Genomic DNA, 20,360 nt, shown 5'->3' on the forward strand with positions numbered 1-20,360 from the left:
CGCAGCGCCCGGCCTCCGGGCTGTCAGGCGAAAGCGATGACAACGGTTGTGCCGCGGCCGGTCGCCGCGCGCCCCCGCCCAGCGCGCAAGGGTTCGTACGCGGCGCGGATCCTGCGCACCACGGACCACAAGCAGATCGGCATCCTCTACCTGATCACCTCCATGGGCTTCTTCCTGGTCGGCGGCCTGATGGCGATGCTGATCCGCGGTGAGCTCGCCGTTCCGGGGATGCAGTTCCTGTCGCAGGAGCAGTACAACCAGCTGTTCACCATGCACGGCACGGTGATGCTGCTGCTGTACGCGACGCCGATCCTGTTCGGCTTCGCGAACTACATCCTGCCGCTGCAGATCGGTTCCCCCGACGTCGCGTTCCCGCGGCTGAACGCCCTCGGGTACTGGCTGTACTCGTTCGGCGGTCTGATGGTCGTCAGCGGCTTCCTGCTGCCGGGCGGCGCCGCGGACTTCGGCTGGTTCGCCTACACCCCGCTGTCGGACGCCCTGCACTCGCCGGGCCACGGCGCGGACATGTGGATCGCGGGTCTGGCCGTCGGTGGTCTGGGCACCATCCTGGGTGCGGTGAACATGATCACCACGGTGGTCTGCTTGCGCGCGCCGGGCATGACGATGTTCCGGATGCCGATCTTCACCTGGAACATCCTGGTGACCAGCGTGCTGATCCTGATGGCGTTCCCGATCCTGACCGCCGCGCTGCTGGGCCTGATGGCCGACCGGCACCTGGGTGCGCACGTGTTCGACCCGGCCAACGGTGGCGTGATCCTCTGGCAGCACCTGTTCTGGTTCTTCGGCCACCCCGAGGTCTACATCGTGGCGCTGCCGTTCTTCGGCATCGTCTCGGAGATCTTCCCGGTGTTCAGCCGCAAGCCGATCTTCGGCTACTCCGGCCTGGTGTACGCCACGCTGGGCATCGCGGCCCTGTCGGTCGTGGTCTGGGCGCACCACATGTACGCCACCGGCGCGGTGCTGCTGCCGTTCTTCGCCTTCACCACCTTCCTGATCGCGGTCCCCACCGGTGTGAAGTTCTTCAACTGGATCGGCACCATGTGGAAGGGCCAGCTGACCTTCGAATCACCGATGCTCTTCAGCGTCGGCTTCCTGGTCACCTTCCTCTTCGGCGGTCTGACCGGTGTGCTGCTGGCGATGCCGCCGGTCGACTTCCACGTGTCCGACACCTACTTCGTGGTCGCGCACTTCCACTACGTGCTCTACGGCACGATCGTGTTCGCGACCTTCGCAGGCATCTACTTCTGGTTCCCGAAGATGACCGGCCGGATGATGGACGAGCGGCTGGCCAAGCTGCACTTCTGGCTCACCTTCATCGGCTTCCACGGCACCTTCCTGGTCCAGCACTGGCTGGGCAACGAGGGCATGCCGCGCCGGTACGCCGACTACCTGGAGTCCGACGGCTTCACCATGCTGAACACGATCTCCACGATCGGTGCGTTCATCCTGGGTGCCTCGATGCTGCCGTTCCTCTACAACGTGTTCAAGAGCTACCGCTACGGCGAGGTCGTCGAGGTCGACGACCCGTGGGGCTACGGCAACTCGCTGGAGTGGGCCACCTCCTGCCCGCCGCCGCGGCACAACTTCACCGAGTCCTCGGAGCGGCCCGGCTGAGCAACGTGCCCATGCCCATCCCACCCTTGTCGTGCATTCATGCGCATGTCACTATGTATTGGACGACAGCGACGGAAGGGACGGACATGGGGCACGGACACGGGCACGGACACGGGATATCGCCCGCCCAGGCGGCGAGCGCCTCCTCGAAGCACCTCCGGCGGCTGTGGCTCGCCGCGGGCTTGGGCCTGGTCACCTTCGGAGCGCAGGTCGTCGTGGGCCTGTCCACCGGGTCGCTGGCGCTGCTGTCCGACTCCGCGCACGTGTTCACCGACGTGTCCGGCATCCTGATGGCCATCGCGGCGATCCTGATCGCGCAGCGGGCCAGCGCCCGCGCCAACCGCACGTTCGGGCTCTACCGCACCGAGGTCTTCGCCGCGCTGTTCAACGCCGTTCTGCTGTTCGCGGTGGCCGGGTGGGTGCTCTACGAGGCGATCGACCGGTTCGAAGAGCCGCCGGAAGTCCCAGGCCTGCCAGTCAGCATCGTCGCCGTGGTCGGCCTGGTGATGAACGTCGCCGCGCTCCTGCTGCTGCGCTCCGGCGCCGAGGAGAGCATCAACGTCCGAGGCGCCTACCTGGAAGTCATGGCCGACATGCTGGGCTCCATCGGCGTGCTCGTCAGCGGCCTCGTGACGCTGCTGTTCGGCTGGCGCTACGCCGACCCGATCATCGGTGTGGCGATCGGGTTGTTCGTGCTGCCCAGGGCGTTCAGCCTCGGCAAGGGCGCGCTGCGCATCCTCCTGCAGCACGCTCCCGAGCGCATCGACGTCGCCGGGATGACCGCCGACCTCAGCGCGCTGCCCGGCGTGCAGGAAGCCCACGACCTGCACGTGTGGACCCTCACCTCCGGGATGGAGGTCGCCTCGGCGCACCTGAAGGTCGACGCCGACGCCGACTCCTCGGCCGTGCTGGTGGCCGCGCAGCGCCTGCTGGCCGAGAAGTACCAGCTCGAGCACGCGACCCTGCAGATCGAGACCGCCGAAGCGGCCAGCCGCTGCCAACAGCTCAGCTGGTAGGCCTCAGGCCCGGGCTCCGTTGTTCCGCAGCCACGTGTAGGGATTCACCTTGCGGCTGCTCGCGTCCCACACCTCGAAGTGCAGGTGCGGGCCGGTCGACTGGCCGCGGTTGCCGACCTCGGCGATGACATCGCCCGCTTCGACGCTCTCCCCCTTGCGCACCAGCGCGCGGTTGATGTGACCGTAGACGGTGGTGGTGCCGTCCGAGTGCCGCAGCCGCACCCACAGCCCGAAGCCGCTGGCCGGGCCGGCGTCGATCACCACGCCGCGCTTGACCGCGTAGATGGGGGTGCCGATCCTGTTGGCGATGTCCAGGCCGTAGTGCGTGGTCCCCCACCGCGCGCCCGGCATCGAGGTGATCCGCCCCGCCACCGGCCACACGACGCGGTTGCGCAACGCCTCCCGCTCGGCGGCCTCCCGCTGGCGAGCGGCTTCGGCCTCCGCCGCCGCACGTTCCTCGTCGAGGCGGAGGCTCTTGTTCAGGCCCGCCAGCTCGTCGTGCTCCCCGGAAGCCGACTGCGCGGGCAGCAGGTTGGGCGAGGCCGGTGGCGGGGCGGGCCCGTCGGCGATGATGTGGCCGATGGAGGCCACCGGCGCGATGCCGCTGTCGAGGCCTTCAAGGTGCCCGGACGCCTGCGCTTCGTGCGTCGAGGCCACGCTCGCTGCGGCGAGAGCTCCGCCCATCACGCCCAGCATCGTCACGTAGGCCCGGACCACACCCGATGGCCGCAGCCCGGGGCGCTGCTCCAGAACCCGGTCCTCCGGGTCTTCCTGCACGTGCCCCCGGGAGGCGAGGCGCTCCTTGCGGCTGGATGCGGGGGTACCGCCGCTGGCCCGATCGTGTCGCACGTGCCGCCTTTCAGATCATCACGTTCGCGTTGCACCCCCCAGCCGGCGACCCGCTGCAGGCGCGCGCAGCGCCTGGCAGCCGCAGCCCACCCGAACGGCCCCCGAAAACCGTCACCGACAGCGACCCGCGGAAGGTCGCGGCAAGGTTACGACACCAGCCCGACCTTGTCTACTAAATCATCTAGTACGGTCACTCTTCGTTAACGTCAATCCACAGTGGATACAGATATAGCGGAGACCCTCGCAGCGGCACCGGACGACTGATCTACTATCGACGTTAGTGACCAACCAAGTACGACAGATGCGTTCACGGGCAACCCCGCGTCAACCCCGCCCTGCGCAACCGCGCCTCAGGGGACCGTGACGCAACCCAGCCACAAGAAACCGCAAACGTGAGATCCCTCCGGACGCAACCACCACTGAAAATCGCGGAGAGGCGGAACTGCCCATGAGCAGGAATCTCCAACTGACCCTCGTCGTCATCGGTGTCGCGGCGGTGGCGATCTTCACGCTGCTGCTCGTGAACCGGCCGGCAGATCCGGAAGCCGCCCCCGCCGAACCCGGCCCGCTGCCCGCCGGACTGCTGGTCCGCGAGGACAGCCACCAGCTGTCCACCGCCGCTGACGGCAAGGTGACCCTGGTGGAGTTCCTCGACTTCGAGTGCGAAGCGTGCGGCGCGGTCTACCCGGCGATGGAGCAGCTGCGCGCCGACTACGACGGGCGCATCAACTACGTCGTCCGCTACTTCCCGGTGCCGAGCCACCGCAACGCCGACCTGGCGGCCCGAGCCGCCGAAGCGGCCGCGGCGCAGGGCAAGTTCGAGCAGATGTACCAGGCCCTCTTCGACAACCAGCAGGCGTGGGGCGAGAAGCAGGAGTCCCAGGAAGCGGTGTTCCTCGACTACGCCCGCGCCATCGGCCTGGACATCGAGCGCTTCCAGGCCGACCTGAACAGCCCCGCCACGGCTGCCCGCGTCAAGAAGGACTGGAACGACGGGCTGGCCGTAGGTGTCGAGGGCACGCCCACCTTCTTCCTGAACGGCAAGAAGTTCGTCCCCGACTCCTACCAGCACCTCACCGACGCCATCGACACCGCACTGGCGAAGTAGTCCGCAGGCGCACGCGCGTGGCCCACTTCGCCACCGGCTCCGCTCGCGGCGGCGGATCAGCCCTGGGACCGGCCTCCGATGAGCACCCCGTCGACCCGCCGGGGGATGCCGAGGGGATTGTCCTCGCGCAACGCAGCGGGCAGGAGTTCGCCGGGCACGTCCTGGTAGGTGACCGGGCGGAGGAAGCGCCGGACGGCTGTCGCACCGACCGAGGTGTGCAGCGGCACGGTGGTCGAGGGCCACGGGCCGCCGTGGTGCTGCGACCAGGTCACCGCGACCCCGGTCGGCCAGCCGTTGAAGATGACGCGACCGACCCTCCTCCGCAGGGCTGCCAGCAGGCCCGCAGCACCCGGTTCGGTGGGCTCCGCGTGGAGACTGCCGGTCAGGCTGCCCGGCAGGACTGCCAGCGCGGCAGCCAGCTCATCGGCACCGGCGTACTCGACGATCAGGGTGCAGGGACCGAAGCACTCCTCGGCGAGGACGTCGGCCTGCTCGGTGAACACCTGCGCATCGACGGCGAGCACCGCGGGCCGCACGCAGTACCCCGCACCGCCCCGGGCGGAGAGCAAGGTCTTCACACCGGGCACATCACCCAGTGCCGCAACACCGGTCACGTAGCCGTCGCGGATCCTCGCGTTGAGCAGTGGTGCGGCCTCGGCAGCGCTGACCGCCTCGGCGACCTGGTCGCCGAACCCCCGGCCGGCCGGGACGAAGACCGCTCCGGGTTTCGTGCAGAACTGCCCCGCTCCCAGCGTGAAGGAGCCGGCCAGTCCAGCGGCGATCTCATCGCCACGCCGCTCCAGCGCCGCTTCGGTCACGACGACCGGGTTGATGCTGCCCAGCTCGCCGTAGAACGGGATCGGATCCGGTCGGGAGCAAGCGAGGTCGAACAGGGCGCGCCCGCCGCGGGTCGAGCCGGTGAACCCGACCGCGGTGATCCTCGGGTCCGTGACGAGCAGTTCGCCCGCCTCGTGCCCGTGCACGACCGCGAGCACGCCCCGCGGTGCACCGGCCCCGGCCAGCGCATCCGCGAGCAGCTCGGCGATGCGCACCGACAGACCCGGGTGGCTCGGGTGGGCCTTGACCACGACGGGGCAGCCGGCGGCCAGCGCGCTCGCGGTGTCGCCGCCCGCGACCGAGAAGGCGAACGGGAAGTTGCTGGCGGCGAAGACCGCGACCGGTCCGAGCGGGGCGAGCACCCGGCGCAGGTCGGTGTGCGGCGGCACCGCCCGCGGATCGGCGTGGTCGATGACCGCTTCGCAGAAGGCGCCGTCGTCGAGCACGTCGGCGAACATGTCCAGCTGAGCGGCGGTGCGGGCGAGTTCGCCGGTGAGTCGCGGCTCCCCCAGCCCGGTTTCGGCGTCGGCGAGCCGCACGAGGGCGGACTCGTCCTCCCGGAGCGCCGTCGCCAGCGCGCGCAACAAACCGGCTCGGCGGGTGTGCGGCAGATCAGCCAGCCACTGCGCGCACTCCTGAGCTCGCGCGACGGCTTCGGAAACCCCTTCGGCGGAGCTGTCCGGAACTTCGGGACCCACCGGCTCACCGGTGCGCGGGTCGATTCCCTGGCTCAATGGTGTTCCTGTTCGTCGTGCTGGTCATTTGATCGGGCAGCGCAGTGGTTCCTTCGACAGCGCTCTGACCGCCTCCTCGGCCGCCAGGCGTTGCAGGGCCGCCAGCGAGCTGTCCGAGAAGAACGCCGTGTGCGGCGTCAGCAGCACTTGCGGCAGCAGGCGCAGCCGGGAGTCGGCAGCCAGGGGCTCGCTGTCGAAGACGTCCAGCGCAGCGGCTGAGACCTGCCCCGATTCGACCGCGTCCGCCAGCGCGTCGTGATCCACGAGCCCGCCCCGCGAGGTGTTCACCACGACCGCGCCGCGCCTGATCCGGGCGAAGGCATCGCCGTCGAGCAGGTGCTTGGTGCCGGGCGTGAGCGGCGCGTGCAGCGACACTGCGTGCGATTCGGCCAGCAGCTCCGCCAGCCCGACCAGCTCGACGTCGTGCTCCGAGGCGAGGCCGGGAGCTGCGTGGGGATCGCACGCGATCACCCGGAAACCGAAGGCCCGCAACCGTTCGCGGACCGCGATCCCGATGCGTCCGAGGCCGATCAGCCCCACCGTCGTGCTGGCGAATCCCGGCAGCGAACCGAGATCGCGCGGGGCGCACCAACCGCTTTCGCGCACGCGGCGGTCGTAGGCGGTCAGCTTCCGCAACAGGGCGAGCAGGCTCGCCACGCTGTGGTCCGCGACGGTGTCGCTGCCGTAGTCGGGAACGTTGGCCACCGCGATGCCGAGCTGCCGGGCCGCCACCAGGTCGACGTTGTCGTACCCGATGCCGTAGCGGATGACGGTCGCTCCCGGTGCCATGGCGCGGAGGACTCGGGCGGTGATGGGTGCGAAGTTGACGAACGCCACGTCGGCACCGGTCACCGCGGCGGCGGTTTCGGCCTCGGTCTCGCACTGCAGCTCGGCGAACTCGGCGTCGAAGCGCCGCGCGACGGAGGCTTCCTCGACGACGTCGCCGAACGCGTGATCGGTCACGACCACCCGGGTCATGCCTCTCCCTCCCCCGTGCGGTGCCGGCCCAGGAGACCGCGCGCTGCGAGGTTGTTCATCAGCGCGCGGATCCCGAACTCCCAGTCCGGGGCGTCCTCCGCGCTGTTCACGGTGTTGACCAGCGAACCCAGCGCCGGGGAGGAAATGCGCACCACGTCGCCGCGCTTGTGCGTGAAGCCCTGGCCCGGCACGTCGCGGTCCTCGGTCGGGGCGAACATCGTGCCGGTGAACAGCACGAACCCGTCCGGGTACTGGTGGTGGCGGCCGCAGGCGTGGCCGACGAGGTCCGCCAGGTCGCGGCTGATCTCCGCGACCGGGTTGACGCCTTCGAGCCGGTAGCCGTCGGTGCCGGTGATCTGCAGCGAGACCTCCGTGTTCCGCGCGTCGTCGAGGGTGAAGTCCGCGTCGAACAGCCGGAGGAACGGGCCGATCGCGCAGGAGGCGTTGTTGTCCTTGGCCTCGGTCAGCAGCAGGGCGCTGCGCCCCTCGAAGTCCCGGAGGTTCACGTCGTTGCCGAGCGTGGCCGCCACCGGCACTCCGGCGGAGGTCACCGCGAGCACCAGCTCGGGTTCCGGGTTGTTCCACGTCGACCGGGCCAGCACGCCGATCTCGGCGCCGGTGCCCACCGCCGACAGCACCGGCGCCTTGGTGAAGATCTCCGGATCGGGGCCGATGCCGACCTCCAGGTACTGCGACCACAGCCCTTCCTGGACGAGCACCTCCTTGACCCGCTCGGCTTCCGGTGTCCCGGGCCGCACCTGCGAGATCCGTCCGGCGACCAGATCACCCAGCTTGGCGCGGATCGCTTCCGCCCGGCGGAGGTCGCCGTCGGCGCGCTCCTCGATGACGCGTTCCAGCATGCTGCGCACGAAGGTGACCCCGGCGGCTTTGAGCACCTGGAGGTCGACGGGAGCGAGGAAGTGGGCCTCGGTGCGCTCTCCGGCGAGCGTCGCCCGCAGCAGATCGGACAGCTGCCACCGGCGTCCACCGGGGTGGGAGCGCACGATCTCCACCGCGTCGGATCGTTCCAGCAGGCCGGACACGGTCGGTTCGACCTCGGTCAGGTCGACCACCGTCCGGCCGCGCACGGCGGCCACGCACGGGCCGCCCGATTCCGGGTCGTGGACGCGGGCGAGCAGCGCGGCGCGCTCGGCGTCCTGGGGCGGGATCAGGTCGGCATGAGCGGTGAGAGTCACGGGATCGCCTTCCTACGGATGCAGCGCTGCCACGACCGGGAACGACGGGGGCAACGACTGGAGGGGCACGAAGAGCGCTGCGAGAACGTCAGCGACTTGCCTGCCAATGTCCTATCGTCATACAAATCTAGGGTCAACTCGTTGTGACCTGAAGCACCAACCTGCCCGAGAGTGCCCGATCATCACTTGCAAATCAAGACACTGCGCGAAGCGGGGAGCCACCGGACATGAGACTCTCGGTTCCCCCAAGAGGTGACTTCATCATACAATCTGACCATGACCGAAGACCTCGGCTCGCGAAAGCGGCTGCCGGAAGCCCTGGCCGACACCCTCCAGGAGGAGATCCTCGAACTCGCCCCCGGCGACCGGTTGCCGACCGAGGCCGAGATCGCCGGGCGGTTCGACGTGAGCCGCACCGTGGTCCGCGAGACCGCACGGCTGCTCGTGCAGCGCGGGCTGGTCACCGTCAAGCCGGGCCGCGGGATGACCGTCGCGGAATTCGACGGCAGGCTGATCGCCGACCAGTACGCGCTGCTGCTGCGCCTCAGCCAGGGCACCTTCGAGCAGCTCCAGGAGATCCGGCTGGTGCTGGAGGTCGAGATGGCGGTGTTCGCCGCGGCGCGGCGAACCGACCGGCACCTGATCGCGATGCGCGAGGCCAACCAGCGACTGGCGGCAGCCGACCAGGAGCGCGGCGAGTTCCTCGACGCCGATCTGGCCTTCCACGAGATCGTCGCCGAGGCCAGCGGAAACCCCTTCTTCGCCCTGGTGATCCGGCCGATCAACGGGTTCCTGCGGGAGGCCTACCGGAAGGGACCGGGCTACTCCGTCGAGGCGTGCCACACCGTTCAGGAGCACGTCGAGATCGCGGAGGCGATCAGCGCCGGGGACCCCTCGCGCGCGCGTTTCGCGACCGAGAACCACTTGCGGCGCATCATGCGCCACAGCGACCGGCTGCTCTCCGGTGAGGCCGAGTCCGCCCGGACGAACTGACCGTCACGTTTCCTCCGGAGCCGGGACCAGGTCCTCCGCCTGCGAGATGACCCGGTTCAGGTGTTCCCGGGAGCTTCGCCGCGCCGCGTCCGGATCCCCCTCGGCGATCGCGTCGAGGATGGCGCGGTGCTCGGCGAAGGTCTGCGGCAGGCTCGCCAGGTACGAGCCCTCGTCCCGGTAGGACTCGCGCAGGCAGGTGTTGACCGGGTCCATGAACCAGGAGAAGAAGGGGTTCCCGCCTGCCCTGGTGAGGATCTCGTGGAACCGCACGTCCTCCTCCAGGCACACCTGGTAGTCCTGCGCGTTCCCCTCCGCGCGCTCCAGCGACGCGCGCAGCTCGTCCAGGTCCGCCGCAGTGCGGCGCTCCGCCGCCAGCGCGGCCACCTCCACCTCGATGATCAGCCGGGTCTCCATCAGCTGCTGGAACGTCGTCGTGTTCATCCCCAGCATCAGCGAGTAGTGCCGGGCGACCGCCGAACCGTCCGGTGTGGACACCGTCATCCCGCGGCCGGGCCTGATGTCGACGAGCCCGCGTTGCTCCAGGATGCGGCCGGCCTCCCGGATCACCGTCCGGCTCACCTCGTAGCGCTCGACGAGCTGGGGTTCGGTGGGCAGCCGGTCGCCCGGGCGCAGGCCCCGTTCCAGCAGGTCGCGCTGCAGTCGTTCGGCCACCACCTCGGGCAGGCGCGGTGGCCTGCCGCCGAATCCGGTAACCGATCCAGTGGAACTGGGGGGTTGCGACGAAGCCATGCGAGAACTATCGTCCGATCATCATACGAAGTCAATCCGGCGACTGTATCTGCTGGTAGCAGGCCTACATGTCAGCCCACCGCGCTCTTCCGCCTCCAGGAAGCGCGCCGTCCGCTCCACTCCACCGCGCTGAACGGCGGACCACCTCACGCCCGGCGCCACGAAAGCAGAACCGGATGCCTCAGAACCAAGTGATCACCTGCCGGAACTTCCACTCCGGGACCTGGCACGACGCCACCGGCGGCACGATCGAGCGGCGCAACCCCGCGACCGCCGAGCTGGTGGCCGTCGCACCCCGCTCCTCCGCCGCGGAGGTCGACGCGGCGGTCGCCTCGGCCGCGGCGGCCTTCCGGACCTGGCGCAAGACCCTCCCGGCCGACCGCGCCCGCTACCTGCACGAGCTCGCCGCGGCGTGCACTCCCCGGATCGACGACATGGCCGCGGCCATCACCAGGGAGCAGGGCAAACCACTGGACGAGGCGCGCGGCGAGGTGCGCAAGTTCATCACCGCGCTGCACTACTACGCCGAAGAGGCGCAGCGGGTCTTCGGCCGCACCATTCCCAACGACGTCGCCGGTTTCACCAGCATCGTGGAGAAGGAGCCCGTCGGCCCGGTCGCCGGGATCGTGCCGTGGAACTACCCCATCGAGCTGATCGGCTGGAAGCTCGCCGGGGCGACCGCGGCCGGGTGCACCATCGTCATCAAACCCTCCGAGCTCACGCCGGGCTGCGCGCAGATCCTCTCCGAGTGCATCGCCGATGTTCTCCCCGCCGGTGTGGTCAACTTCGTCCACGGCGACGGCAGCACCGGACGAGCCCTGGTCGAGCACCCGGCGATCGCGAAGGTCGCGTTCACCGGTTCGATGCGCACCGGACAGGCGATCTTCCGGTCGGTCAACGGGATCACCGGTCTTTCGCTGGAGCTCGGCGGCAGCTGTCCGATGATCGTCACCGCGCGGTCGGACGTCGCCGCCGCGGTCAAGGGCGCCGCCCGCCGTTCGTTCCGCAACGCCGGGCAGATCTGCATCGCGATCAACCGCATCTACGTGCAGGAGCCGGTGTACCACGAGTTCGTGTCCGGGCTCGCCGCCGCGGCCGACGCGCTCGAAGTCGCCGACGGGCTCGACTTCCCGGCCGCCGACGTCGGTTCGCTGACCATGGACGAGACCTACTGCCGGACCCTCGAGCACATCGCCGACGCCCGCGAGCGCGGCGCTTCGGTGGTCGCCGGCGGTGGGCCCGTGGAAGAGCTCGCTCCAGGGCTGTTCCTGCGGCCGACGGTCGTCGCCGACGCTCCGGACGAGGCGCTCGTGATGCACGAGGAGACGTTCGGGCCGCTCGTCGGGGTGGCGAAGTTCTCCGACCTGGACGACGCCATCGCCCGGGCGAACGCCGCGCCCGGCGGGCTGGCCGCCTACGCCTACACCGACGACACCCGTGAAACGTTCACGCTCGCCCGCGAACTCGACTTCGGCAACGTCGCGGTCAACAACGTCGACGCCGGGATCATGAACGCGCCCTACGGCGGTCGGCGGGAAAGCGGTTTCGGCTCCGAACACGGCCACGAAGGCCTCGAATCCTACTTGCAGCTCAAGCACATCCGGCTTCGCCACGGCGCGCAATGAAGCGCGGAAGGACGTAGCACCATGCTGATCGGCATTGACCTCGGCACCTCCACCTGCAAGGTGATCGCCGTCAACGGCTCCGGCGAAGTCGTCGCCAAGCAGAGCCGCGACTACCCGATGATCAACCTCCGCCAGGGGTGGGCCGAACAGGACCCGGCCGAGTGGTGGCGAGCCACCGACGAGGCGCTCACCGCGCTGACCGCCACGCTGCCCGGAGGCGGGCGGGAGGTCACCGGAATCGGCCTGTGCGGGCAGATGCACGGCCTCACCGCCCTCGACGCCGCGGGCGAACCGCTGCGGCACGCGATCCTCTGGAACGACCAGCGGGCCGCCCCGCAGTGCGACTGGATCACCGAACGCGCCGGTGGCCTCGACGAGCTGCTGCGGATGACGCGCAACCGGATGCTGCCCGGCTTCACCGGCGGCAAGATCATCTGGTTCCGGGACAACGAGCCGGAGCTGTTCGAGCGCACGGCGCACGTCCTCAACCCCAAGGACTACCTGCGGCTTCGCCTGACCGGCACCTGCGCCACCGACGTCTCCGACGCATCCGGCACCGGCCTGTTCGACGTGGCGCGGCGCCGCTGGTCCGGCGAACTTCTCCAGCTGCTGGACATCGACCGCGCGCTGCTGCCCGACGTCGTCGAGTCCACCGAGCAGACCGGGCACGTCCTACCCGGACTGGCGCGGCGCTGGGGAATCCCGGAGGGCACCCCGGTGTTCGGCGGTGGTGGCGACGCGGTCATCCAGACCACCGCGATGGGCCTGGTCGACGCGGGACCGGTGGGCTTCACCATCGGGACCGCGGGAATCGTCGCCGGTGGTGCGGCGTCCTGCCCGGACAACCCCGGCGGCCGCGTCCAGGTCTCCTGCGGCAACGCTCCTGGTCGTTGGCACGTCATGGGCGTTTCCCTCAGCGCGGGCGGGGCCTTCCAGTGGCTGCGCGATGCGCTCGGCCCCGCCACCACCGCCGATCCGGTCTCCTTCGACAAGCTCGTCGCCCTGGCCAAGGCCGTCGAGCCCGGCTCCAACGGACTCCTGTTCCTGCCCTACCTGCTCGGCGAGCGCTCGCCGCACGTCGCCCCGGAGGCAGCCGCGGGCTGGGTGGGCCTGACCCCGATGCACCACATCGGTCACCTGGCGCGCAGCGTCATGGAAGGCGTGCTGCTGAACATGCGCGAGATCCTCGAGGTGTGCCGCCAGGCCGGGCTGGACTGCGACCGCGTCGTCGCATCCGGCGGAGCGACCAACGAGTCGTTGTGGCTGCAGATGCTCGCCGACGTGCTCGACCGGGAAACCGCCACGGTGACCGGGTCTTCCGAAGGCGGCGCCTACGGAGCGGCGCTGGCCGCCGGGGTGGGCACCGGTCAGTGGCGCGACTTCGACGAAGCGCTGTCCGGGGTGAGCGTGGAACGCACGTTCATCCCCCAGCAGGCGACCGCGCAGGAGTACGACCGGATCTTCCGCTCGCACCGCCGCCTCTACGACGAGCTCAAACCCCTCTACCAGGAGAACGCCCAGCTCCGATGACCAACGCACACCCGGCCCTGCGCGCCGCGGTCTTCGACCTCGACGGCACCCTCGTCGACAGCGCACCCGACATCGCACGAGCACTCAGCACCGCACTGGCCCAGCACGCGCTCGGCCCCATCCGCGCCGACCAGGTGCGCCCGATCCTCGGTGGCGGCGCGCGGATCCTGGTCGGTGCCGCCCTCTCCGCCGTCGACGGCGACAGCGCGCTGACCGACGACGTGCTCACCGCCTACACCACCGCCTACACCGCGGACCCGGTTTCCGGGACCACGGTGCACGCCGATGCCCGCACGGCGATCCGCGAACTCCGGGACGCAGGCGTGCGGATCGGCATCTGCACGAACAAGCGCTCCGACCTGACGCACCGCGTGCTCGCCGGGACCGGGCTCGCCGATCTGGTCGACGCCGTCGTGGGCATCGACTCGGCGCCTGCCGGAAAACCCGATCCGGCGCACCTGATCACCGTTCTGGACGAACTCGGGGTGACCGCCGCCGAAACCGTCTACGTCGGGGACACCGAGGTGGACGCGCTCACGGCCCGCCGCGCCGGAGCGACCTACCGCCACGTCGCCTGGGGCGCCACCGTCCCCGGCTGCACCGTCATCGAGCAGTTCAGCAGCCTGCTGGAACTCACCACCGCAACGACCACGCCGCAGGAGGAAACCCGTGCAACCGCGCACTGAGCAGGACAAGGCCAAGTGGGCATCGGGCACCGCCGCCATCGAGGCCTACGTCCGCGACGGCATGAAGCTCGGCCTCGGCTCGGGCACCACTTCGCACTGGTTCGTGCGAGCGCTCGGTGAAGCCGTGGCCCAAGGGCTCGACGTGGTGGGCGTGCCCACCTCCACCGGCACCCGCGACCTGGCGCTGGAGGTCGGCGTCCCGCTGACCACCCTTGCCGCGGTCGAGCGCCTGGACCTCACCATCGACGGGGCTGATGAGATCGACCACGACGGCGCCATGATCAAGGGCGGCGGTGCCTGCCTGCTGTGGGAGCGCATCGTCGCCGACGCCTCGGACCGGATGGTCGCCGTCGTCGACGACAGCAAGCTCGTCGACACCCTCGGCGCGTTCCCGCTGCCCATCGAGGTGGTCCCGTTCTCCTGGGAGTCCACCCGCCGCTCCATCGCCCGGCTGCTCGGCCGCCTCGGCTACGCCGACCCGGACCTCCGGCTGCGCACCGCAGGCGGGGAAACCGTGGTCACCGACAGCGGCAACTACCTGATCGACGCCCACCTGGGGTCGATCGAGGACCCCACCGCGCTGGACGGCCAGCTCAACTGGATCCCCGGTGTGGTGGAGAACGGCCTGTTCACCGGCATCGCCGACGAGATGATCATCGGCTTCCCATCGGGCGAGCACGAGATCCGCGACACCGGCTCCGCACCGTCCGCACGCCCGTCGACCACCTCCCGGGAGGGGAAATGACCGACCTGTTCGCGCTCACCGGCAAGACGGCGATCGTCACCGGCGGCGCCCAGGGCATCGGTGAGGCCATCGTGCTCGGCCTCCGCGACGCCGGTGCCAGGGTGTTCATCTGCGACATCAACCCCGAGGTCGGCGAAGCCTCGGCGGAGCGCCACGGCGTCGAGTTCGTGGCCGCGGACGTCACCGACCCCGCCACCGTGGAAGCGGCGTTCGACCACGTGGTTCGCTCCGCCGGTTCGATCGACGTGGCCGTCAACAACGCCGGCATCGTGCACAACCACCCCAGCGAGGACCTCAGCACCGAGGACTGGCGGCGGGTGATGTCGGTGAACCTCGACGGCGTGTTCTACAGCTGCCGCGCGGCGGGGCGCAGGATGCTGGAGCAGGGCTCCGGGAGCATCATCAACACCGGCAGCATGAGCGGGCACATCGCCAACCGCCCGCAACCGCAATCCGCCTACAACGCCGCGAAGGCGGGCGTCATCCACCTCACCAAGTCGCTGGCCGGCGAGTGGGCCGCGCGCGGCGTGCGGGTCAACTCCGTCTCCCCCGGCTACGTCGGCACCGAGCTGACCAAGCGCGGGCTGAGCAACGAGGAGTGGCGCCGGGCCTGGCTCGACGGCACCCCGATGAACCGCGTCGCCGAACCCGGTGAGATCGCTCCCGCCGTGGTGTTCCTGGCCTCCGACGCCAGCAGCTACTGCACCGGCACCGATCTCGTGGTCGACGGCGGTTACACCGTCTGGTGATCGCCGCACGCTGAATTCCCCTTAAGCCGCGCGGTTTTCCACCGCGCACCCACCACGGCTGGTGAGCGGCCCGCACGCGCCTGCGTCCGGGCCGGTCACCAGCCGCGCCCGTTCGCGCCCGAAATCCGGTGGCAGGACCGGCACACGATTCCAGGAGACTCGATGGGGAGCATCTTCTTATCCGAATTCACGGGCACCGCGCTGCTGCTCCTGCTCGGGCTGGGCGTCGGGGCCAACGTCTCGCTGGCTCGGACGAAGGGCCGGGAGGGCGGCTGGCTGCTCGTCAACTTCGGCTGGGGCCTGGCCGTTTTCGCCGGCGTCTACGCCGCCGCACCGACCGGGGCCCACCTGAACCCGGCGGTGACGGCCGGGCTGTGGATCGCCGGTCAGGACTTCGCACCCGGCATCCCGGCGACCCCGCTGCACTTCGCCACCTACGTCCTCGCCCAGCTCCTCGGCGCGATGTTCGGTGCGCTGCTGACCTACCTGGCGTACAAGAAGCACTTCGACGCCGAGCCCGACTCCGCGACCAAGCTCGGCGTGTTCGCCACCGGACCGGCGATCCGGACGCCGCTGTGGAACACGATCACGGAAGCACTGGCCACCTTCGTCCTGGTGTACGTGGTGCTGCTCTTCGGCAACACTCCCAGCGGGCTCGGGCCGCTCGCGGTGGCCATGCTCGTGGTCGGCATCGGCGCCTCCCTGGGCGGCGCGACCGGGTACGCCATCAACCCGGCCCGCGACCTCGGCCCCCGCGTCCTGCACGCACTGCTGCCCATGAAGGGCAAAGGTCCCTCCGACTGGGCCTACGCATGGATCCCGGTCACCGGACCGCTGCTCGGCGGAATCGTCGCCGGGCTCCTGTACCACCTGACGCCGCTCGTCCCGGCAGCGTCATGAGCCGGTGAACTCGAAGCGTCTGCGCAGCTGCCATCGGCTTTGGAGTGCGATGAGGCGGGCTTCGCGCAGGTGTGCCCGGATCGGCGTGAACTCAGGGATGATCTCGCGGGCCACCGCCTCGGCCGTCGCTTCCGCGGTGTTCAGGGCGACCGTCAGGTGCGGGTCGACGTCGGTGCCGAATCTGCCGTCGTAGGGGAGCAGGTCCGGCCACCGGCGGCGCAGGTCGCCGACCAGGCCGGACAGGCCTTGCGCCGGATCGGGCAGTAGGGCGGTGAACCCGGTCGCCCGGCGGCATTCGGCGAACTCCACCCGCAGCGGTGGCCGATCGGCGAACACCTCGTCCAGGGCCGCGAGCACCCGGTCGTCGAGCGCATCGGCGGGCAGGAACGGGTACAGCAGCGTCACGTGCGCGGGCAGCGGGCGCACCGCGTCCGGGAACCGGGCCGCGACCGCGGCCAGCAGCGGATCGGCTTCCGGCAGCGGCACGACCAACGCCGTCGCGCCTTCTCTCGGCATGTTCGGAGTTCTACCGCGCGGAAGCGGAGAGGCTCGGGCGGCCGGAGCAGATGGGAGTCGGGTCAGCCGTGGCGCACGGGACGAGCACGGCTGCCGCCGCAACCAGCGCCACCACGGGCAGGGCGAGGGCGGCGACGATCCGCCAGCACGCCGAGTGCACCGCCGCCCGGGGCTGGAGGAGACGCCGGACCCGCTCCGGAACACCCGAGCCCGCCGCGGCGAGGGCCACCTTCGGCACCGGGGCGGCCGGGCTCGTGGCCATCACCGCCAGCGCCCGGGCCACCGCGCGGTTCCCGTGCCTGCGGCCCGCTCGGTCATCGGCGATCCACTCGACCAGGCGGGCGATCTCCTGCGAAGCCGCCTTCAGCAGCGGCACGAAGGGGAAGGCGTCCGCGAGGATCGCCGCCCAGCCGGACATGAGGTGGTGCTTGCCGCGAAGGTGCGCGATCTCGTGCGCCATCACGGCGTCGCGCTCGGCCGGGACCAGGCGCCGCAGCGCGCCCGTGGTGAGCACGACGGTGGAGCACCGGCCGGGAACGCAGTACGCGGCGAGCTGCTCGGCTTCCACCACGGCAACGCGGATTCCGTTTCCGACGACGGCGTTGGAGAACAAGCGCAGGGTTTTCCGGTGCAGCTCGCGGTGCCGCCGGGTCCGCCGGACGTGACGTGCGGCGACCACGAGCAGCCGCCCGATCACCACGCCCGATCCGAGCAGCGCGATCGCGGCGGGCGCGTCGGCGAGGCTGTGCACACCGACGATCGTCAGCAGCGCGCGCAGGCAGGCGTGCAGCAGCGCAGCCAGCCCGTGGCCGCCGGAGAGCTGCGCCATCGCGGCGAGGCCTGCGCTGATCACCGCCACGACCCACGAGGTGGCCAGTGCGGTCCAGAAGACGAGGCCGAGCCGCGGGGCCGCGGACTGCCAGCGGCGGCAGACGCGGATCAGCCGGGGGCCCAGCACCGCCAGCACCGCGATGTAGGCGAACAGCCCGATGAGCAGCGGTGTCATCGGTCCTCCGGTGCCTCGGCGAGCAGTTCCCGCAGCATCGCGGCTTCCTCCTCGGTGATCTCGTCGACGAACCTGAGGAACGTCGCGCGCGGGCTGTTGCTGGCCGCGAGCGCTTCCCGCATCAGCAGCGCGGCGTGCTCGCTGGCCTGCAAGCGCGGGCGGTAGAACCAGACACGGCCGACCCGGTCGCGGTCGACCCACTGCTTGCGGTGGAGGTTCTCCAGCACGGTGGCCACCGTGGTGTAGGCCAGCCCGCGATCGCGGAGGCCGTCGAGCACCTCCCGCACGCTCAGCGGATCCCCCGCCGACCACAGGTGGTCCATCACGGCCGATTCGAGCGGCCCCAGGCTGCGCATCGGAACTCCCCCTCCCTGACCGGAGAGTAGGTCATGGACGCCCCGCCCCGGACAACCGGCAGACCCGCGCCGAGCGCAACCTGGCACGCAGCGCGAAGCCCAGCAGCGCGAGCGAGCCGATCGCCAGCACCGGCTGCAGCGGGCCGAACCAGGTGATCGCGCCGCTGGTGCCCAGGGCGAGCACGACCAGCTTGTTGCACGTGGGGCAGCCGACGGCGAGGAACGACAGCACCGCGCCGACGACGTTGCGGCGCTGGTCGCGCGTGCGCTCCGCCTCGGACTGCGCGCTGGGCGCGAGGTAGGTCGCGACCAGCAGCCCGGACAGGACTGCGGAGACGATCCACACCGGGTAGCTCCACCACGGCGCTTCGATCATCCGCGTGAACAGCGGATTCGGCACCAGGCCGGTCACCACGCCGGTCACCAGTGCGACCACCGCCGAGACCAGCGCCGCGACCGACCAGTGCCGGGCAGTCCACTCCCGCATCAGGGCGTTCCTCCTCCCGAGGGGGGTGCCGACGACGTGCCGGCCCAACGATCCTACTATGCACGATAAGAGTTCTACTAACTTGGATAGAAAAGGGTGGGCGTGATGACCTCGAAGGGCTCGCCGGCGCTCCGGTGGGGGTTCGCAGCGCTGGTCGTGGCCGCCGTCGCGGCGCTGGCGTGGGGCGCGTTCGGCGGCAGACCGTCCCCGGACCAGGCGGCGCCGCAGACCGCCACCACCGAGCAGGACGAGATCGCCGCGGTGCTGAAGTCGTTGCAGCGGCGCCAGCCCGACGACCCGTTCGCGCTGGGGCGCACCGACGCGCCGGTGGTGATGATCATGTACGAGGACTACCGCTGCCCGTTCTGCTCGAAGTTCACCGCCGACATCAAGCCGCAGCTGATCGAGCGGTACGTCGACACCGGTGTGCTGCGGCTGGAATGGCGCGACTTCCCGATCTTCGGCGAGGAGTCCCTGGAGATCGCCAAGGCCGCCCGCGCCGCCGCGCACCAGGGCCGGTTCTGGGAGTTCCACAACGCCGCCTACGCGCGCGGCAACGGCGGGGAGAAGCCGTCGTTCCCGGAGGAGACCATCCAGGAGGTGGCCCGCGAAGCGGGCGTGCCGGACCTCGCGAAGTTCAACGCCGACCGCAACGATCCGGCGATCATGCAGGCGATCCAGACCGACGCGACCGAGGGCCAGGCGCTCGGGGTGTCCAGCACGCCGTCGTTCATCGTCAACAGCCAGCCGGTCCTCGGCGCCCAGCCGCTGGACCAGTTCGTCGCGGTGATCGAGGCGGAACGGGCCAAGGTATGATCATCGGCTACTTCGGGGCCTTCCTCGGCGGCGTGCTGTCGCTGCTGAGCCCGTGCTCGGCGCTGCTGGTCCCGGCGTTCTTCGCCTACGCCTTCGCCGACCGGGTCCGGCTGCTGCTGCGCACCGGCATCTTCTACCTCGGCCTGGCCACCACGCTGGTGCCGATGGGCGTGGCAGCGGGCTCGGTCGGCGCGCTGTTCAACCAGCACCGCGACCTCGTGGTGCTGATCGGCGGATCGCTGATGATCCTGCTCGGCGCGGCCCAGATCTTCGGCTTCGGGTTCGGCTCCGCGGCGGCGCAGCGGCTGAGCGGCCGGATCAAGATCTCCTCGGCGCTGTCGGTGTACCTGCTGGGCACCGTCTACGGTCTGGCCGGGTTCTGCGCCGGTCCCCTGCTGGGCAGCGTGCTGACCATGGCCATGACCGGTTCCAGCCCGGCCTACGGCGGAATCCTGCTGGCAATCTACGCCCTGGGCATGGCGGTGCCGCTGTTCGTGATCGCGGCCCTGTGGGACCGCTTCGACCTCGGCAGGCGCCGCTGGCTGCGCGGCCGCGAACTCCGCATCGGCCCGCTCCGCGTGCACAGCACGACGCTGCTGTCCGGCCTGGTCTTCATCGCGCTCGGCGTGCTGTTCCTCACCACCGACGGCACCGGCTCGCTCAGCGGGCTCGTCAGCATCGACGCCCAGTTCACCGTCCAGTCCTGGGTGCAGCACGCATCGGGCCTGGTGTCCGATCAGCTGGTGCTGCTCGTCGTCCTGGTGGTGCTGCTCGTGGTCTCGCTGCTCGTCACCCGGAAACGCCGGCGTGGCGAGGCCCGGCAGGATCAGGATTCCACGTCCGGCTGA

At 70.4% G+C, this 20,360-nt stretch carries 21 protein-coding genes; 12 read left to right on the top strand and 9 right to left on the bottom strand.

The genetic code is table 11. The annotated features are described in order from the left end of the window. Window positions 1–36 precede the first annotated feature (36 nt). Together ctaD and ATL45_RS36865 are read left to right on the top strand one after the other, a co-directional pair. On the top strand, window positions 37–1,635 hold the full coding sequence (gene ctaD, locus ATL45_RS36860) for an aa3-type cytochrome oxidase subunit I (protein WP_246025752.1): 1,599 nt from the start codon (window positions 37–39) through the stop codon (window positions 1,633–1,635). Between the two features lie 86 nt (window positions 1,636–1,721). Then, window positions 1,722–2,651: a cation diffusion facilitator family transporter gene (locus ATL45_RS36865; protein ID WP_093160826.1), complete on the top strand. Its 930-nt coding sequence runs from the start codon at window positions 1,722–1,724 to the stop codon at window positions 2,649–2,651. 3 nt (window positions 2,652–2,654) lie between these two features. On the opposite strand, the gene ATL45_RS36870 is transcribed toward ATL45_RS36865, so the two are convergent. Then, window positions 2,655–3,500 carry a M23 family metallopeptidase gene (locus ATL45_RS36870; protein ID WP_246025753.1) on the bottom strand — a complete coding sequence of 282 codons (846 nt, stop codon included), beginning with the start codon at window positions 3,498–3,500 and terminating at the stop codon, window positions 2,655–2,657. A gap of 448 nt (window positions 3,501–3,948) precedes the next feature. Between ATL45_RS36870 and ATL45_RS36875 the strand changes: the two genes are divergently transcribed. After that, window positions 3,949–4,608 carry a DsbA family protein gene (locus tag ATL45_RS36875; RefSeq protein ID WP_093160828.1) on the top strand — a complete coding sequence of 220 codons (660 nt, stop codon included), beginning with the start codon at window positions 3,949–3,951 and terminating at the stop codon, window positions 4,606–4,608. A 56-nt stretch (window positions 4,609–4,664) separates the two neighbouring features. Here the strand turns inward: ATL45_RS36875 and ATL45_RS36880 are convergent, their stop codons facing one another. Genes ATL45_RS36880 through ATL45_RS36890 form a run of 3 tightly spaced genes read right to left on the bottom strand, consistent with a single transcriptional unit; the run spans window position 4,665 to window position 8,353 of the window. Next, window positions 4,665–6,179, bottom strand: a complete 1,515-nt coding sequence (locus tag ATL45_RS36880) for an aldehyde dehydrogenase (NADP(+)) (protein WP_093160830.1) — start codon at window positions 6,177–6,179, stop codon at window positions 4,665–4,667. Between the two features lie 24 nt (window positions 6,180–6,203). Then, the gene (locus ATL45_RS36885; protein WP_093160832.1) at window positions 6,204–7,157 is read right to left on the bottom strand and encodes a C-terminal binding protein; all 954 of its coding nucleotides are present in this window, start codon (window positions 7,155–7,157) and stop codon (window positions 6,204–6,206) included. Further along, entirely contained in the window at window positions 7,154–8,353 is a 1,200-nt protein-coding gene (locus ATL45_RS36890; protein ID WP_093160833.1) for a fumarylacetoacetate hydrolase family protein, read from the bottom strand. Before ATL45_RS36890 ends, ATL45_RS36885 begins: the two co-directional genes overlap by 4 nt. A 276-nt stretch (window positions 8,354–8,629) precedes the next feature. On the opposite strand from ATL45_RS36890, the gene ATL45_RS36895 reads away from it, so the two are divergent. Next, on the top strand, window positions 8,630–9,346 hold the full coding sequence (locus tag ATL45_RS36895; RefSeq protein ID WP_093160836.1) for a FadR/GntR family transcriptional regulator: 717 nt from the start codon (window positions 8,630–8,632) through the stop codon (window positions 9,344–9,346). Between the two features lie 3 nt (window positions 9,347–9,349). On the opposite strand, the gene ATL45_RS36900 is transcribed toward ATL45_RS36895, so the two are convergent. Then, window positions 9,350–10,018, bottom strand: a complete 669-nt coding sequence (locus tag ATL45_RS36900; RefSeq protein WP_170210460.1) for a FadR/GntR family transcriptional regulator — start codon at window positions 10,016–10,018, stop codon at window positions 9,350–9,352. Between the two features lie 254 nt (window positions 10,019–10,272). Between ATL45_RS36900 and ATL45_RS36905 the strand changes: the two genes are divergently transcribed. The 6 genes from ATL45_RS36905 to ATL45_RS36930 all read left to right on the top strand — a co-directional run bounded on the left by ATL45_RS36905 (window position 10,273) and on the right by ATL45_RS36930 (window position 16,331). Further along, on the top strand, window positions 10,273–11,721 hold the full coding sequence (locus ATL45_RS36905; RefSeq protein WP_093160841.1) for an aldehyde dehydrogenase family protein: 1,449 nt from the start codon (window positions 10,273–10,275) through the stop codon (window positions 11,719–11,721). Between the two features lie 21 nt (window positions 11,722–11,742). Then, entirely contained in the window at window positions 11,743–13,251 is a 1,509-nt protein-coding gene (xylB, locus tag ATL45_RS36910; RefSeq protein ID WP_093160843.1) for a xylulokinase, read from the top strand. Further along, on the top strand, window positions 13,248–13,937 hold the full coding sequence (locus ATL45_RS36915; RefSeq protein ID WP_093160846.1) for an HAD family hydrolase: 690 nt from the start codon (window positions 13,248–13,250) through the stop codon (window positions 13,935–13,937). Before xylB ends, ATL45_RS36915 begins: the two co-directional genes overlap by 4 nt. Further along, on the top strand, window positions 13,921–14,682 hold the full coding sequence (gene rpiA, locus ATL45_RS36920) for a ribose-5-phosphate isomerase RpiA (protein ID WP_093160848.1): 762 nt from the start codon (window positions 13,921–13,923) through the stop codon (window positions 14,680–14,682). Before ATL45_RS36915 ends, rpiA begins: the two co-directional genes overlap by 17 nt. Further along, window positions 14,679–15,431 (top strand): SDR family oxidoreductase, encoded by a 753-nt coding sequence (locus ATL45_RS36925; RefSeq protein ID WP_093160851.1) that lies wholly within the window; start codon window positions 14,679–14,681, stop codon window positions 15,429–15,431. Before rpiA ends, ATL45_RS36925 begins: the two co-directional genes overlap by 4 nt. Before the next feature lie 162 nt (window positions 15,432–15,593). Then, window positions 15,594–16,331 carry an MIP/aquaporin family protein gene (locus tag ATL45_RS36930; RefSeq protein WP_093160853.1) on the top strand — a complete coding sequence of 246 codons (738 nt, stop codon included), beginning with the start codon at window positions 15,594–15,596 and terminating at the stop codon, window positions 16,329–16,331. Here ATL45_RS36930 and ATL45_RS36935 read toward each other — a convergent pair. Genes ATL45_RS36935 through ATL45_RS36950 form a run of 4 tightly spaced genes read right to left on the bottom strand, consistent with a single transcriptional unit; the run spans window position 16,326 to window position 18,696 of the window. Beyond that, window positions 16,326–16,847, bottom strand: a complete 522-nt coding sequence (locus tag ATL45_RS36935) for a 2'-5' RNA ligase family protein (RefSeq protein WP_093160856.1) — start codon at window positions 16,845–16,847, stop codon at window positions 16,326–16,328. The genes ATL45_RS36930 and ATL45_RS36935 overlap by 6 nt on opposite strands. 10 nt (window positions 16,848–16,857) lie before the next feature. Continuing rightward, on the bottom strand, window positions 16,858–17,853 hold the full coding sequence (locus tag ATL45_RS36940) for a M56 family metallopeptidase (RefSeq protein ID WP_093160858.1): 996 nt from the start codon (window positions 17,851–17,853) through the stop codon (window positions 16,858–16,860). Beyond that, window positions 17,850–18,209, bottom strand: a complete 360-nt coding sequence (locus ATL45_RS36945; RefSeq protein ID WP_093160861.1) for a BlaI/MecI/CopY family transcriptional regulator — start codon at window positions 18,207–18,209, stop codon at window positions 17,850–17,852. Before ATL45_RS36945 ends, ATL45_RS36940 begins: the two co-directional genes overlap by 4 nt. 31 nt (window positions 18,210–18,240) lie before the next feature. Next, on the bottom strand, window positions 18,241–18,696 hold the full coding sequence (locus ATL45_RS36950) for a hypothetical protein (protein WP_093160863.1): 456 nt from the start codon (window positions 18,694–18,696) through the stop codon (window positions 18,241–18,243). Between the two features lie 105 nt (window positions 18,697–18,801). Between ATL45_RS36950 and ATL45_RS36955 the strand changes: the two genes are divergently transcribed. Both ATL45_RS36955 and ATL45_RS36960 read left to right on the top strand, forming a co-directional pair. Then, the gene (locus ATL45_RS36955; RefSeq protein WP_093160900.1) at window positions 18,802–19,512 is read left to right on the top strand and encodes a DsbA family protein; all 711 of its coding nucleotides are present in this window, start codon (window positions 18,802–18,804) and stop codon (window positions 19,510–19,512) included. Beyond that, entirely contained in the window at window positions 19,509–20,360 is an 852-nt protein-coding gene (locus ATL45_RS36960; RefSeq protein WP_093160866.1) for a cytochrome c biogenesis CcdA family protein, read from the top strand. Before ATL45_RS36955 ends, ATL45_RS36960 begins: the two co-directional genes overlap by 4 nt.

The sequence above is a fragment of the Saccharopolyspora antimicrobica genome (genome assembly GCF_003635025.1).
Taxonomy (GTDB): Bacteria; Actinomycetota; Actinomycetes; order Mycobacteriales; family Pseudonocardiaceae; genus Saccharopolyspora; species Saccharopolyspora antimicrobica.